Raw genomic sequence first — 15,294 nt, 5'->3', positions numbered from 1 at the left:
TTTGTTTATAATTCAAAATTGATTCCCACTTTGCTTCTGATCAGAGCTTGATCTCCATCAGGTCCTTTGCGATCATCACTTTGCCGTCAAAATATTTCCTTATGTGATCGACAGCCTCTCTCTCATGTCCCTGCATGTGAGGATAGATGTGTGTCAGGTACAGTTCCCTGACGTTGAGAGGGTATTCTTCCATCATGAGAGTTAACATGTCAGGAGTGGTGTGGTTGGTCATTGGAAAACCCAACGGGAAGGAGCATTCGTGTATGAGTACATCCGCACCCTCTGCCAGTTCCATTACTGCTTCACATGGTTCAGTATCCCCTGTGTAGACCACGCTTTTGCCCTTGCTTTCGATCCGGTATGCCAGGGAGTTGCCGGTGTGAACGGTCTTTGCACACCTGATACTGCAATCGGCACCTCCGGGTTTGAACTCATCCCCCGGCGAGAGTTCCGTTATTTCTACGGTGAACCTGTCCCTGAGATAGTCGTAGACGTCCAACGTCTTCTCAAACCATTCCCGGGTGCCCTGTGGCCCGTATAGCCGCATGTCCGTGCGCCCCACAAGCCAGTTGGCCTTGATAAGCGCCAGTACATCACTCACATGATCAAGGTGAAGGTGCGTGAGCACGATGCCTTCTATATCCTTATGAGCATGCCCGCTCTCATATATTCTGCCAAGAACACCGCACCCGCAATCAAAAAGCAATGTCTTGTCCTCTATATCCATAAGCACACCAGACTGTACCCTGCCAGCCTGAGGTATGCCAACTCCTGTTCCAAGAAACGTGATTTCCATACCTGACATAATAAGACTTAAGTAACTTAATTGTTATTATCTCGTGTTTAAAACAAAAGGACCGGCACACCACACTTATTCTAACTGCGAGGGTCGCCCAGCCAGGTCAAAGGCGCTGGACTTAAGATCCAGTATCGAAGGATTTCGAGGGTTCGAATCCCTCCCCTCGCACTTGGTTTTTGGGATATAGTTAACAAGAAAAAAGTGTACGCTTAAAAATTATCTATATCATACTAATAAATCTCATTTTATATATTTCGTCAATTTATCTCATGAAAAAATTATTTATACCAAAGAGAATCAATACACAACATTAAAAATACTTGGTAAATGACTATGGTAAATACTATCTCTATTTTGAGATTTTTATCTTTTCTAGGTTTTTTATTTGCAAATTTAATTTCATTAATCTTTTTTAATCATTTTATATCCGAAGTTCCAATTTTCGCATATATAGCTCCTATTTTTATTTCTTTACTCATATTTAAAGCAGATTTCACAATTTGGGCACATTATTCTTTAAAAGAAAGACTTTTCTCGAAAAATAAGGATCCTGCAAAAGATCCAGCTAATAAAAAGACTATAAAAGTAAGTGTTGGTAAATTGCTTAGTCTAAAGTACTGTGTTGTTTTAATGAAGCAAACGTTCTTTAACACGTTATATGAGTTATTCCCTGTTTACTTTATTTGGCTTTCAGTTTTTGGTTTTTTCTTTTGGATTGATGTTTTGAAAATTGCACCGAATGCTATATTTTATCAGGTTATAGCAATTTTTGGAATTTTGCTTGGGATTTTTCAGTTTTCTTTGAAACGTTATGAAGATAAAATAGCCATAAAAATGGCTATGAACACAAAAATAATAACAAATATCTTAAACGAGGAAACATCATTTGATGAATTTTATCAAAGCTTAGACGATAATAATGATAAAGCTTTAAAAAATTGGATTAATAACAGTGTCGATCCTAAAATACAAACAATTGATTATTTGAAATCAATAGCAAGAGATGATGATGCAGTAAAAATGCTAAAAACGATTATGAGAAAAACCCGGACTACTGGTTTAATCAATGTAAATTATTCTCCTCAAGATTCAAATCAAAAATTTCAAACTATTGAAAACATGTGTGAAACGGATAAAAAGCGGAAAGAAGAATTAATTAAGGCTTATAGTTCTTTTTTTGAAACCGAAGAAACAATAAAAACAATCGTGAAGAAAATTAAAGATGAAATTGATTTTAAAGAATTCGGAATAACAGCAATAAGTAACATCAATATTATTTCTGAAGTAATTCCTCAATTTGCAAGCTCCAAATTTAGGAACTTATTTGATGATATGCTCACCGAAGCGACAGAATTTCCAGAAAAAGGAGATGAATTAACTCATTCTGATGAATTGATTTCTTCAAAAGAATTGCGAAACAATCTGTACAGTGAAATTCTAAAACGTTTAATTGCTGAAATAATTAATTAAACCTCTCCAAAAGTAAACTTCACTCCTTTTTATGTAGAATTACATTCGACATCTTCAACTCCTGCCATCCTGTTATATCTCAATTCACTTAATATTTTCACTATGAACTTATTTATATCCGTAAATAGAATATGTTGTAAAGTTTATTTGCTTCCACTATCGAGGAATTTCAATGCAAAATCTCACCGAAAAGCAGACAAGGAAAAAACTTATTGATCCTTTGCTGGTTGCAGATGGTTGGAAGATTGTACTGTATGACAACGCTAAGAAGATATCAGAGTACAATAAATGTGCAGTAGAGGAATATCCTACTGATAATGGTCCTGCTGATTATGCGTTATGCATAGACGGGAAGATACTTGGAATCATTGAAGCCAAGAAAGTCACTTTAGGACCACAAAATGTCCTCACACAGGCAGAAAGATACTCAAAAGGAGTGTCTAATAGTGGGTTTAATTTTGATGAGTTTAAAGTTCCGTTTTTGTATTCAACAAATGGCACAGAAATATGGTATCATGATGTTCGTAATCCTCTGAATCGCTCTAGAAGAGTATCAGGTTTTCACACACCAGAAGCTCTAATTGAAGGGCTAAAATTTGATGTTGATGAGACAATAACTAGCTTCTTTTCCATTCCAGATAATCAATATATGAGACCATACCAATGTGAAGCGTGTGATTCTGTTGGGAAGGCTATTACCAATAAGAAAAGAACAATGATGCTTGCAATGGCAACAGGAACAGGAAAAACGTTCACTGTTGTTAATCTTATCTATCGATTGATGAAAGCAGGTGTCGCTAAAAGGGTTTTGTTCTTAGTAGATAGAAGGGCTCTTGCTGCACAGGCTGTTAGGGCTTTTTCATCTTTTGAAACTGAACAGGGTTTAAAGTTCGATAAGACCTATGAAGTTTATAGCCAGCGTTTTCAACGGGGAGATCTTGGAGAGGATGAGGCTTTTGATGTAAATGCAATGCCTGAATCTTACCTGACTGACCCCAAACCAGAACACAGTTTTGTATATGTATCCACAATCCAGCGAACGACTATTAACCTGTTTGGAAAAACATCTGTATTCTCATGTTGTGATGAAAGCGAAGATGAAGATGCAGGACAACTTGATATTCCAATTCATGCTTTTGATCTAATTATTGCAGATGAATGTCACAGGGGTTACTCTGCACAGGAAATCTCCACATGGAGAAAGACACTTGATCACTTTGACGCTATAAAGATAGGACTTACAGCTACTCCTGCCGCTCACACATCTGCATATTTCAAGGAAATTGTTTACAAATACAGTTATGATAAGGCTGTAAGTGAAGGTTATCTTGTTGATTATGATATTGTAGCCTTAGAATCCGGTGTTCGTATGAATGGTATTTTCCTTCATGAAGGGGAATCTGTTGAAGTAATAGACCCAGAGACCGGACTTCGTGATATTGACATGCTTGAGGATGAAAGGGAATTTTCAGTTGAGAAAATAGAACGAGAGATTACGTCTATTGATTCAAACAAGAAGATCCTTGAAGAAATAAAACGTTATGCTGATGAGCATGAAAAGAGATATGGACGTTTCCCGAAAACATTGATTTTTGCAGTACAGGATTTACCTTTTACTTCTCATGCTGACCAAATAGTTGATCTTGCAAGGGATGTCTTTGGCAGAGGCGATTCTTTTGTTCAGAAGATAACTGGAAAGGTAGACCGCCCTTTGCAGAGGATAAGAGAATTCAGGAACAGAAAGATGCCTGGAATTGCTGTGACTGTTGATCTTCTCTCAACAGGAGTCGATATTCCAGATATTGAATACATAGTTTTCTTGCGTTCTGTTAAGTCACGAATCCTCTTTGAGCAGATGATGGGAAGAGGAACACGAAAAGGGGAACATTATCCTGATAAATCTCATTTTGTGGTTTTTGATTGCTTCGGAGGAACTCTCTTTGATTACTTTAAATCCGTTACAGGTGTGACGGCAGAACCGCCACAAAAAGAGGTCAAGCCTATTAGTAGGGTTATTGAAGACATCTGGAACAACCGGGACAGGAAATATAATACACGTATCCTTACAAAGCGATTTAACAGGATAGACAAAGAAATGAGCGGGGAAGCACGTGATATGTTCAGTGCTTTTGTTGAGAAAGGAGATCTCAAGAGCTTTGCAATCTCTCTTGAAAGAAGGCTTGAAGAGGATTTTACCGCAACTATGGAACTTCTAAGGAATAAGGACTTTTTGAATCTGCTTGAGAACTATCCACGACCAAGAAAGACATTTTATGTAGATTATGGAACGAGTGACGAGGTTTCATCTACATGGATAGTAAGAGATGCTTCAGGTAACGAATATAAACCGGATGATTATCTGGAATTGTTCTCAGGCTTTGTAAAGGAGAATCCTGAAAAGATAGCCGCTATCAGTATTCTTCTTGACCGTCCGCAGGAGTGGAGCACAGATGCTCTTGAAGAGTTGAAAAAGAAACTAGAATCCTCTCAGCAGAGATTCACAGTTGAGAACCTTCAGAGGGCTCATGCCGTCAAATATAACAAAGCCCTTGTAGACATCATTTCGATGATAAAACATGCTGCTCATGAAGAAGAGATTTTATTTACAGCAGAAGAACGTGTGAGCAATGCTTTTGACAAAGTTACGACTGGAAAGAGTTTTACAACAGATCAGCTTTTATGGCTTGAACGCATCAAATCGCACCTAATAGCAAACCTCTCAATAGATAAAGATGACTTTGATTCTATCCCGGTGTTTGTTGATTATGGTGGATGGAACAAAGCCAACCGTGTCTTTGAAGGCGAACTTGTGAATTTAATGTCAGATTTTAACAGGGCAGTTGCAGCATGAGCGATATTGTACAAAAATTATGGGGTTTTTGCCATACTTTAAGGCATGAAGGCATTGATTACGGAGATTATATAGAACAAATCACTTACCTGCTCTTTTTGAAGATGGCCGATGAGCGAGATATCGAAATGCCGGAAGCCTGCGGCTGGAAATCCCTTAAGGAACATTCGGGAACAGAACTCACTGAACATTATAGTGATGCGCTCAGAAAGCTTGGTAAGCAGGATGGCCTGCTTGGAGATGTTTTTGCAGGTGCTCTATCCCGCTTCCATAACCCTGTGAGTCTCAAGAAGATGATCTCGCTTATAGATGAGACGGAGTGGACAGGGCTTGACATTGATGTGAAGGCCATGGCTTTTGAGGGCCTGCTGGAGAAGGCTGCCAGCGAGGGCAAGAAGGGAGCAGGCCAGTATTTTACTCCGCGTATTGTTATCCAGATGATCGTGAGGTGCATGAAACCTGACCCGCGCGGTCAGAGGGATTTCTCGATCATGGACCCTGCATGCGGTACGAGCGGGTTCCTTGTATGCGCCTACGAATGGTTGAAGGAGATGACCTCGGGAGGAGCACTGGACCGCGATCTTGCAAAACGCATTCGCTACAGTACGTACTACGGACAGGAGCTTGTGGAGCGCCCGCGCAGGCTGGCTCTCATGAACCTGTACCTGCACGGCATTGAACCTGAAATAAAACTCGGGGACTCTATTTATGAGATCCCTGATGCCAAGAAGTTCAACGTGATACTTACGAATCCGCCCTTCGGAACAAAGGGTGCCAACCAGTCTCCTGTGCGTGAGGATTTTGTGGTGGAGACCTCCAACAAGCAGCTCAATTTCATCCAGCATGTTATGACCATCCTGACACCCGGCGGCAGGGCAGCTATTGTTGTTCCTGACAACGTTCTTTTTGCTGATAAGGCGGGTGAGGTTTTTAAAGTGCTCTGCGAGGACTGCGACCTGCACACCGTCCTGAGATTACCTGACGGCACTTTCACGCCATACTCCCCGGGCACGAAGACCAACGTGATATTCTTCACCAAAGGCATTCCCACAGACCACACATGGGTCTACGACTGCCGCACCAATGTCCCCAAGATCACAAAGAAGGACCGCCCGCTTACCAGGGAGCATTTCGCACAGTTTGAGAAGTGCTTCGGCACCGACCCCAACGGCAGGTCACCCCGTGACCCCAAAGACTCCCCTGAGGACCGCTGGCACAGGTTCCACATCTCCGAGCTCCGGGAGCGTGACTACAAGATCGATTCCCTCAAGTGGCTGCGTGACGAGTCCCTGAGCGACACCGACGACATGCCCGACCCCGTGGAGCTTGCCGCCGAAGCCATCGACGAGCTCGAGTCCGCCGTCGCCGAGTTGAACGCAATCCTTGACCTCATGGGGAACGGCTATGCAGCAGAAGAGTGAATTGCCGGAAGGGTGGGCAGAGTATGAAATGGGCGATCTGTCAACTATTGTAGGTGGTGGAACACCAACTACTTCAGAGCCTAGCTATTTCACTGAAAACGGAATTTCATGGATTACTCCGGCAGATCTTAGTGAATATACAAAAATGTATATTTCAAAAGGAAAACGTTCACTTAGTGAAAGCGGACTGAAATCCTGTTCGGCTAGAATAATGCCCGCCGGAACAGTCCTTATGTCCAGCAGAGCACCCATAGGTTACCTTGCAATAGCTTCAAATCCACTATGCACAAATCAAGGTTTCAAAAGCTTTGTTTGCAAAGGCGGAGTAGTACCTGAATATGTTTATTTTTGGTTAAAGTTCAAAAGACCATTGATTGAATCTATGGGTAGTGGATCTACATTCAAAGAGGTATCTGGAAGCCGTGCTAAAACAATACCAATATGCATGCCACCAACTCCAGAACAGCACCGCATAGTCGCAGCAATCGAGGCGCTATTCGCCCGTATGGATGCGACAAGTGAGAGGCTTGACAGAGTGCCGGAAATCATGAAGGCTTTCAGGCAGGCGGTGCTGGCGGCTGCTTATACTGGAAATCTAACAAGTTACTGGAGGGAACAACAATCTAACCTCCTAAATGCAAAGGATTTAATGGTGAAAATTCAAAGAGAGCAGGAACAAGCTGAAGGAAACACCGGCAAGAAGATTAAAACTGTGAAGTCTCTAACCACGGAAGATATTGAAGAGTTACCAGAGATATCGAAGGAGTGGCAGTGGAGTAAACTTGGCAGTTTAATTGAGGAGCCTAAGTACGGAACATCAAAAAAGTGTGACTCCAACATGACAGGTAGAGGAGTTCTTAGAATACCAAATATTGTAAATGGCTCAGTAAACGATTTAGATATGAAGTATGCCCAATTTAGCCCTTCTGAAGAAGAAAGCTACCAGTTGAAAGAAGGGGACATACTTACTATTAGGTCCAATGGCAGTGTAGATTTGGTTGGAAAATGTGCACTGATTAGAAGACAAGATGAAAAATATCTCTATGCTGGCTACTTAATACGACTAAGACCTATCGCCTCACATATTGAATCTAAATATTTGCTGTATTGTTTCTCTTCGAGAAATCTACGCCAGCAAATAGAATTAAAAGCAAAGTCGACAAGTGGAGTAAACAATATCAATTCAGGTGAGTTGAAGTCATTAAGTGTTCCCTTCTGCTCTCTCCCCGAACAGCAGGAAATCGTCCGGCGGGTCGATGCGCTCTTTGGCTTTGCCGACTCCGTGGAAGCTAAAGTTGCAGCAGCCAGGGAGAAGACTGAGAGGCTCAGGCAGTCCATTCTTGCAAAGGCGTTCTCTGGGGAGCTTGTGCCGACAGAGGCGGAGATCGCAAGGGAGGAGGGGAGGGGGTATGAGAGTGCGGGGGAGTTGGTGGGGAGGATTAAAGCTGAGGGAGAGAAGTAATAACGCACTTATATAATTTTTTAACCGACAGATATTTATTCAAAATTTCCTATTGAAGAGTAGTTAGAAGAATGGAATTATCAATCAGAAATGTAATCTGTTAAAACACGCGTTTTCCAAATAAGTTAAGGAGCTTGTTTGTTAACTGGGTGCTTTAATATCTTATTTTTCTCGTTGCTAACTGTATTAGTTTAACTCTTAAACAAAGGGAACTGTAAATTGCAGATATAAGATACCAAAATACGCTGTTGCAGATAAAATTTTAATCTTTATTTGTTACATGGTGTTTTGATATCTTATTTTTGTTATTTCTGGTTCCTTGTGTTTTTGTCATAATGTACGTGATAAGAATTACAAGGAGATAACAGAAACATGTTACAAGATTATCTAACTGCAAGTCTGAACGAGTTTCAGGATATAATCGGTGTTGACTTTGAAGATTCCAGTTTTTTGATAGAAGCATTAACACACAGTTCACTATTCAGTGGGCTTAAGTCGGGTACGGACCAGTTTAAGCAAATATATGGTCTTAGAAACGCTAATTACGAAAAATTAGAATTCTTGGGAGATTCAGTATTAAGCCTTATTATTGCTGAAGACTCTTACAAAAACGAGGAAATAGAAGAATATGCAAAAACCAGAGGCTTAAAGATAGAAAATATATTGACTAATGTCAAGACGGTGTTGACCAGCAACGAAAATTTAATCCCTGTAGCGCATAAACTGAATCTTGAGAAGTACATATTCCATGGAGATTTAAGGGACATTGAAGATGTATATGCAGATGTGATCGAAGCACTTATAGGGGCAATTTATCTGGACCAGGGGTATCCTAGTGCAAAAATGTTTGTCAACAGGTTCTTTGATATCAGAAGTGCTTTAGGGAAAACAAGTTATTCTAATCCCAAAGGAGCAGTGAAGGAGATTTGTGATAGAACATTCAGTACGATTGAGTATATCGTGATTAAGGAAGAAGGCCCGGATCACAACAAGTGGTTTACTGTTGAGTTAGTTATAGATGACATTGCTGTATCCACCGGAGAAGGGAAGAACAAAAAGAAAGCAGAAGCAGAGGCCGCCGAAAAATATCTTCTAAACCTGTGAGAAACAGGAAATCTTAACTGAATGGCCTAGTTGATAAAGTTAAGTGTGGCGATTTCGTCATATTCTTTTTTAAGTATAAGTGGCAATCTAAAAACTCCTCTTCGCAGACTTTCTAGCCTTCCTGATCTTCCCTGCATCCTGATACCAGAAACCATAATCTGTCCGTGATGCTAAAATGATGAACACCCACGCAGCAGTAACCGAAACAACAATGAGCGGATACAGTGACCATTGGCTGAAATCTATGATATCAAAGGAAAAACCAAGAACCAAAAGGATTGTAATCAGCCACAGGGTCTGCTGATAGACCATCGGCCTGATGTCTTTTTTCCCTTTTATTTTGGGAAAAGTGTGGATCTTTCCGTTTACCAGCTTAGTGCCGAAAGGGAACTTCCAGTTTATCCCTGCAACGGTGCACGAATCTTCCAGCAAGTGAAGGAACTGGCCAAACAAGAGGCCGAGAAATATAAACAGGATAATAGCTGCGTTTATCGCCTGATAGATTGCGAAACCGATAATTGCTGCAATGAGTGTCAGGATGAGGGAGCTAATAAAAATTCCTATGGGAGCATGCATGATTCCCCTGTGCCTGCTGTTAACTTCGTGTTCCAGGTTGAGTTCATACTTCAGGCTAAGGTTTTTGAAGGCAAAGATCACTGCCTTTTGTAAAGGGACCATGATGTCGTAGACAAGTTTGAAGTCGTAGTACAGCTTGGGCTTGCCCCCGCAATCAGCGTCCGGTGTCAGGGAACCGACTGTCACTGCAATCAGTAAGGTGATGTAGTACAACTGATAATCAACATTACCGGAAAAAATCAGCGGGACAATGAATGGGATAACTGTTGCTACTGATATGGAGACATGTTCTCTTCCCAGCATATTTAAAATATTCACACTTTCGGATATAAATTTATTGATTTAATCCAGATTATTTCGTGATAGAATTTACAAAACCTGGAATTAGTCTAGGGGTAGCGCAGAGAAAGTGCAATTATACTTACCCATTTTTGACAGTTGATAGTCAAACTTGGGTGAATCTAAGCGATAATAAATTACAAGGAGAAGAGAATTACATACTCCCTTCATTGCTTATTTTGATTCCGAGCAGCTGATTGACCCCTCGCCCCCCTCTTATACTTCTCATACCTGGCACAGGCCGTGATATACGGTCCCCACGAACAGGCATTGCCCATTGCGATATGCCTGTAGCCTGACTTCCGTTTTTTTAGGCTCATAAAAGTCTCTTGATACGGAAATATGTGCTTGTATTTTACTACATTATTTAGTTTGGCAAGAAGTAAAAATCAAATTCTAGTGGCATTTTCTATTTACATCTCCTGTTGATATGCGCTTAAAACTTGGGAACTCAGGCTGTAGATCTTCCGGGGCTCGATGTCGTGTATATGGCATGTTCTCATGAACTGCTGGATGTCGAAGGGTGTAAGGGAATCGGCCTTAAGTTGTGTTCTGTAGTCGTTCAGCCTGTCGTACAGTTCCTGTTCAGCTAGTGTCGGGTTCATAATGGGATATTGATGCGGGGGAATATCCGTGTGTTCCAAGCGGGGCGAAAGTGAGTTGTCCGGTCCCTCGGTGTCCCATCTCGCATTAATCGCAAAAAAACCATGTTTTCTCCCTGAAGGGAAGCCTAAGTCCCGAATTCCGACAGGTATTCCCGGTCATATCTGCCGGCTTGCTGTCTAGACTATGATGTCCGCATAATCACAGATGAGATCCTGCGGAGTCACACTGTATGTCCCGCTTCCGGTGAATGATAATGCGTCCTATGTAGACCGGAACATAATTGATACGGGTTTCAGTGAGGATGATCCTTCTCTGGCTACAGATACCTTTTCTATTTATCAATACGCGTAAAATACGCGTAATACGCGTAAAAAATAGGTTTTTTTATTCCAGTTCTTTTAGTGATATAAGGTTAAATATAATTTTGCTCCGGTGTTGTAGATATTTTTGGTTCTTCATTTCTTCGCCCCGCTCTTATACTTCTCATACCTGACACAGGCCGTAAGATACGATCTCCACGAACAGGCATTACCCATTGCGATATGCTTGTAGATCTTCCGGGGCTTGATGTCGTGTATCCGGCATGTTCGCATAAACTGCTGGATGTCAAAAGGTGTAAGGGAGTCAGCCTTAAGTCGTGTTCTATAGGCGTTCAGCTTGTCGTACAGTTCCTGTTCAGCCAGTGTCGGGTTCATAATGGGATATTGGTGCCGGGGTAATATCCAGATGTTCCAAGCGGGGCGAAAGTGAGTTATCCGGTTCCTCGGTATCCCATCTCGCACATTTTTCGGCTCTGTAGAAATCCCCATTTGCATCGCTAAGTGTTCTCAGACAGGCTGCCTTTCAAATTAAACAATGCAATCCTCTGCGGCATCGTAAGTTATCTTCCTACGGCTTTGTAGAATTCCTGGTAATATAAGTAACGTAAGGACACTGAGTGTAACGAAAAACAATGCAACCATCCGCCGCAGGCGGCACATTCCTCTGCTGCCGTACCGAAACCATTGGATGTATTTTATTTGTCAGGCTACCTATCTTAAAGTTTCAAATTGCAGGATTTCGGCAGAGACTTTTACAGAAGTCCTGTGGACAATTTTAGTTATATTGAGGGAAAACGCCGGCTTCGCCGGATCCTTCGGGATAATTTGAGTTATTCATAACTCCGTAGATCGATTGGCAAACATTCCTCTGCAGAGCCCAAAAATGCAACCTCTCACGTAAAAAAGGAAGATCCGGGGGAGGGATATTCCCCGGTCTCAGACTTCACAGCCCAGGCTGGCCGTCCTTGATGAAGAGCACCTTATATGCTTGGCAAGCAGCTCGAAATAGACCACGATGGTGACTGCCATTACCAGTGCAAGGATCGCATATACTATGGAACTGCTAAGCACAACATCATATGCGAAGGCACCGAGAACTACGAATGCAACCAGCGGACAGATCAGTCCCCATTGGGTCACGTAGAACTCCTTGAAATGGTTCTTCCTGAAATAGTCTGTAAGCAGTGCCATTCCAAAAAGCATGTACCATATCTCGAATCCGAACGAGAGCCCGATCACCATGTAGAAGTATGCACCCAGGTCAAACCCATGGGCATGCTCCAGGAAGTGGCCGAACCTGAACGCACTTATTGCAAAGAGGGTTATATTGGGTATAACTATGAGGAAGCTTGGGAGGAAGTGCTTTTCCGGAAGGCCCTGCAACTGGAAATGGCTCTTGAACAGGATGATCATCTTGACCAGCAGAAGGAAGATTCCCATGGAACCCGAGATAAGACACAGGAATGCTGCAGCGTTTGCAATAGCAAGGTCCTCAGACATGGCTGCGATGCCTGTCCCAACGACTGTGAGCATGCCCAGCAGGAACGGGTGCAGCAGCCATCCGAAATTGATCTTAGTTATGTCAAAGCCACTGCGGAAGGATATCTCAAGAAGCTTGATCTCAGTAAACATAACTACCACAAAGACCAGTACCCAGAAGATCATTGCCGGGAGGAACAGGGACTGGAAGTTATCCGACAGTACGGGTATGAAATATCTCAGAGGTCCGATCATAACATTCATTGTCATGAGCAGGGATATCAGAGGGGCGAGTATAGCTGTGTTCTTCAGAGGGTTCCTGATAAGTTCCCTGAAACTGTCGGTCCTCATCCACGGGAACAGTTTGGCGGCAAACCATACCGTCAGTGCGAGGTGAATAAGTGTGAACAGGATCATTGTAGCCTCAAATGAGGAATAGTAGACTGCCGATATGCCTGATAGTCCCTGTGACCACAATTCTGACCTCGTTATAAGGCCGGGTCCATGTTCGATGGTGTACTGCATCAATACAAAAGGCATTACTGCAATCCCTCCAGCTCCGAGGGACGCCAGGAATACGAGGGGGGTAAAGTTCTTCGAGTTCATTCCATTACTTCCTGATTGTTTTATTTTCATCTTATGATTCCTGAACCTTGAATGGTCCGGATAATTGTTGTCAGTACTGGTAAAATACAGAAGTCTTATTTAAACAGTTTTAAGTGCAGCTAAAAATCTATGGAAAAAAGAAGTACTCTTTGTGCAGGCATGGGACAACATTGAATAAAATAATAATGTGTACAAACGAATTACGGATAAAAAAGGGGTGTACAAACAGAAAGGGTCTTGCTGGTTTCTGTAAGTTGTGCCAGGTATAAGAGTTCAAAATAATGTTAATAAATATTGATAACTCTTTATTTCTGTATTTCATCAAAAGAAGAACAGAGTACGTCAGCATTTCAAGACTTTTCGTATAACACTTTGGCTTTTTTCTCAATCTTGCCAGAAATGCCTAAATATGCTATTGTATCCTTCCACAATATATGTTTCAGCTTTGGATTGAATATGTATAGCCGCTGGAAAAAACTCTGCATATGCCCTCCAGTGATCAGTCATGACTTCTTTAATCTCCTTCTCCTTTAACTTTTCCCGGAGTTGTTGTCCAGTTTCCATACCTCTGTTACCAAAAGAGCAGTCGATGAACTTTTTCCCAACTCTATCAACAGCAATCCAGATCCAGCAATATTTTTTTGTTACCTATATAACTGTGAAAATTATTTATTAGTTGATTCTACTTTAATCTGGCATTCCGCAGGTCTATTGAAAATCAATCTTTTTTGCACTTTTAAAATGATGGTAAAGAAGTGTGTTTTTAGGATTTATATAACTATGATTGACGGTTTTAAAATCTCCAAATCATAGTCTTTGAGAAAAATGTCTGAGATTTAGGCTAAACTGGTCTTTATCTGGATTGATTTTCATATTGCTGAGTTGTCTGATGTGACGTGTAGAAATATTCATATAGAAATCCATTGATTTTTTTATCATGTACGAAAAAAGAAGGTTAAATGATTTTCCTTTTTTTGAAACTGTTCAGGAAATACTTTCACACTATTCATGTCCATCTACGTGTCCTGCGATCTGCTGTAAAATAGCAGATATCAATCTGGATGAAAATGATATGCAAATATTAAGGCAGGCATCAAAATATAAAGCCGATAAGATCAAGTCCTGCAACGAATACGGAGAACTTCATTACAAAATGTATCCTCCTTGCCCCTTTTTGGAATTTGATAAATGCAGCGTATATGAATGGAGACCAACTATGTGCCGAATGTTTCCGTTTAACATCTGCAATATGCCGGATGCGTTGCTTCTATTTCCATGTGATATGGGGGTAAGTATATTTGAAGACTATGTTGAATATTCAGAAAATATACTAAAGCAACCTGTTCCTGCAAAAACGATTGATGCTTTTGAACAATCGCATTGTTCTTTTGACATCAAGCTGAATAAGGGTTTGCCCATTCCTATGTTGATTATTAAAATTGATGAGTTAATATCTTTAAAAAATATATAGAATAATGATTAACTCGCATTCCACACGTAAATAACAAAACTTCATAGTTTTGCTTGATGCTTGTTTTGTTTATATATAATAAAAATTATATTTTATATGTCGTTGGAGGATCGTATCAAAACAAGATAATTATAAATATATAAATATATGAATGATGATCGGATTGCAAAAACACTAGTAAGCAACACTATCCAAAATTAATTTGTACATGTGGAATGTGAGTTTCAACCTAAAATATACATAGAAATCAATGAAGTAAAAATATAAACTTAAAAAGTTAGGACTTTTCATGAGCGCACTAAAAAATTAATACATTCAAAGTTCTGTTATTGGTATAGAGGTCTTCAGATAATGTTCAAAAAGATCCTTCCCCCATTCTAACACCTCTTTATCATTACAGAGAATATATCTTGTATCATGATCACCATTACTTTTTAATAGCCTAATCATAAAGAAATGATCATTACATGCCAAGCCAAAAAAACCCATATTTCCAAGATATACAGAAATATGAAAGAATTCATTTTGCATGAATGTTTCAAATATGGAGTGCTCAGTTCTAAATTTGTCAAGCACAGGTTGTAGCATTGATATACCGGTCCTATATCAAAAAACAGATGCAAATGAAAGGTCTTCTCAAGGATTACACGTTGCCGGGTCTATTGGATAAACTGGATGTCATTGAATGTTTTGAACAGCCAGGCAAATCGCTTCGGGTAGGGGAGATGCTGGAGAAACAAAAAGAGCTGTATTATGACATGGGAGTGAACCCGCCAGGCTCGTTATGAAT

Annotated in this window: 14 protein-coding genes, 1 tRNA gene and 1 pseudogene; 10 read left to right on the top strand and 6 right to left on the bottom strand. The window is 40.8% G+C overall.

Features of this window, described 5'->3' with window-relative positions; all coding sequences use genetic code 11:
* Positions 1 to 40: 40 nt before the first annotated feature.
* On the bottom strand, positions 41 to 805 hold the full coding sequence (locus BB781_RS11985; protein ID WP_340637526.1) for an MBL fold metallo-hydrolase: 765 nt from the start codon (positions 803 to 805) through the stop codon (positions 41 to 43).
* A 77-nt stretch (positions 806 to 882) separates the two neighbouring features.
* Here BB781_RS11985 and BB781_RS11980 point away from each other — a divergent pair.
* The 6 genes from BB781_RS11980 (at position 883) to BB781_RS11955 (ending at position 9,107) form a co-directional block, all read left to right on the top strand.
* Positions 883 to 967 (top strand) — tRNA-Leu (locus tag BB781_RS11980).
* Between the two features lie 165 nt (positions 968 to 1,132).
* The gene (locus BB781_RS11975) at positions 1,133 to 2,269 is read left to right on the top strand and encodes a hypothetical protein (protein ID WP_129582707.1); all 1,137 of its coding nucleotides are present in this window, start codon (positions 1,133 to 1,135) and stop codon (positions 2,267 to 2,269) included.
* A 172-nt stretch (positions 2,270 to 2,441) separates the two neighbouring features.
* The gene (locus tag BB781_RS11970) at positions 2,442 to 5,120 is read left to right on the top strand and encodes a type I restriction endonuclease subunit R (protein ID WP_094228717.1); all 2,679 of its coding nucleotides are present in this window, start codon (positions 2,442 to 2,444) and stop codon (positions 5,118 to 5,120) included.
* Entirely contained in the window at positions 5,117 to 6,541 is a 1,425-nt protein-coding gene (locus BB781_RS11965; RefSeq protein ID WP_094228716.1) for a class I SAM-dependent DNA methyltransferase, read from the top strand. Before BB781_RS11970 ends, BB781_RS11965 begins: the two co-directional genes overlap by 4 nt.
* The gene (locus tag BB781_RS11960; RefSeq protein WP_094228715.1) at positions 6,525 to 8,003 is read left to right on the top strand and encodes a restriction endonuclease subunit S; all 1,479 of its coding nucleotides are present in this window, start codon (positions 6,525 to 6,527) and stop codon (positions 8,001 to 8,003) included. Before BB781_RS11965 ends, BB781_RS11960 begins: the two co-directional genes overlap by 17 nt.
* 372 nt (positions 8,004 to 8,375) lie before the next feature.
* On the top strand, positions 8,376 to 9,107 hold the full coding sequence (locus tag BB781_RS11955) for a ribonuclease III family protein (RefSeq protein ID WP_094228714.1): 732 nt from the start codon (positions 8,376 to 8,378) through the stop codon (positions 9,105 to 9,107).
* Between the two features lie 87 nt (positions 9,108 to 9,194).
* Here the strand turns inward: BB781_RS11955 and BB781_RS11950 are convergent, their stop codons facing one another.
* Entirely contained in the window at positions 9,195 to 9,986 is a 792-nt protein-coding gene (locus BB781_RS11950) for a metal-dependent hydrolase (protein ID WP_094228713.1), read from the bottom strand.
* Between the two features lie 479 nt (positions 9,987 to 10,465).
* Here BB781_RS11950 and BB781_RS15790 point away from each other — a divergent pair, with 479 nt between their 5' ends.
* Together BB781_RS15790 and BB781_RS15785 are read left to right on the top strand one after the other, a co-directional pair.
* Positions 10,466 to 10,615: a hypothetical protein gene (locus tag BB781_RS15790; RefSeq protein ID WP_164997871.1), complete on the top strand. Its 150-nt coding sequence runs from the start codon at positions 10,466 to 10,468 to the stop codon at positions 10,613 to 10,615.
* Between the two features lie 217 nt (positions 10,616 to 10,832).
* A complete protein-coding gene (locus tag BB781_RS15785) occupies positions 10,833 to 10,979 on the top strand; it encodes a hypothetical protein (RefSeq protein WP_164997870.1) in 147 nt (48 codons plus the stop codon).
* Between the two features lie 104 nt (positions 10,980 to 11,083).
* Here BB781_RS15785 and BB781_RS11940 read toward each other — a convergent pair whose 3' ends face one another.
* The 3 genes and pseudogenes from BB781_RS11940 to BB781_RS11930 form a co-directional block, all read right to left on the bottom strand.
* Entirely contained in the window at positions 11,084 to 11,323 is a 240-nt protein-coding gene (locus tag BB781_RS11940) for a hypothetical protein (protein ID WP_164997869.1), read from the bottom strand.
* Positions 11,324 to 11,884: 561 nt separating this feature from the next.
* Complete coding sequence (tsoY, locus tag BB781_RS11935; RefSeq protein WP_129582706.1) at positions 11,885 to 13,033, bottom strand: selenoprotein TsoY; 1,149 nt, start codon at positions 13,031 to 13,033, stop codon at positions 11,885 to 11,887.
* A gap of 289 nt (positions 13,034 to 13,322) precedes the next feature.
* Positions 13,323 to 13,694 (bottom strand): annotated as a pseudogene (locus tag BB781_RS11930) (IS1 family transposase); the annotation flags it as partial.
* Between the two features lie 276 nt (positions 13,695 to 13,970).
* Between BB781_RS11930 and BB781_RS11925 the strand changes: the two are divergent.
* On the top strand, positions 13,971 to 14,504 hold the full coding sequence (locus BB781_RS11925; RefSeq protein ID WP_094228711.1) for a YkgJ family cysteine cluster protein: 534 nt from the start codon (positions 13,971 to 13,973) through the stop codon (positions 14,502 to 14,504).
* Between the two features lie 315 nt (positions 14,505 to 14,819).
* Here BB781_RS11925 and BB781_RS11920 read toward each other — a convergent pair whose 3' ends face one another.
* On the bottom strand, positions 14,820 to 15,092 hold the full coding sequence (locus BB781_RS11920) for a transcriptional regulator FilR1 domain-containing protein (protein WP_449288763.1): 273 nt from the start codon (positions 15,090 to 15,092) through the stop codon (positions 14,820 to 14,822).
* A gap of 29 nt (positions 15,093 to 15,121) precedes the next feature.
* On the opposite strand from BB781_RS11920, the gene BB781_RS11915 reads away from it, so the two are divergent.
* Positions 15,122 to 15,292, top strand: a complete 171-nt coding sequence (locus BB781_RS11915; protein ID WP_207205222.1) for a hypothetical protein — start codon at positions 15,122 to 15,124, stop codon at positions 15,290 to 15,292.
* Positions 15,293 to 15,294: the final 2 nt, after the last annotated feature.

Source organism: Methanolobus psychrotolerans, from assembly GCF_002243045.1.
Taxonomy (GTDB): domain Archaea; phylum Halobacteriota; class Methanosarcinia; order Methanosarcinales; family Methanosarcinaceae; genus Methanolobus; species Methanolobus psychrotolerans.
This window is presented reverse-complemented; position numbering and strand designations above follow the sequence as displayed.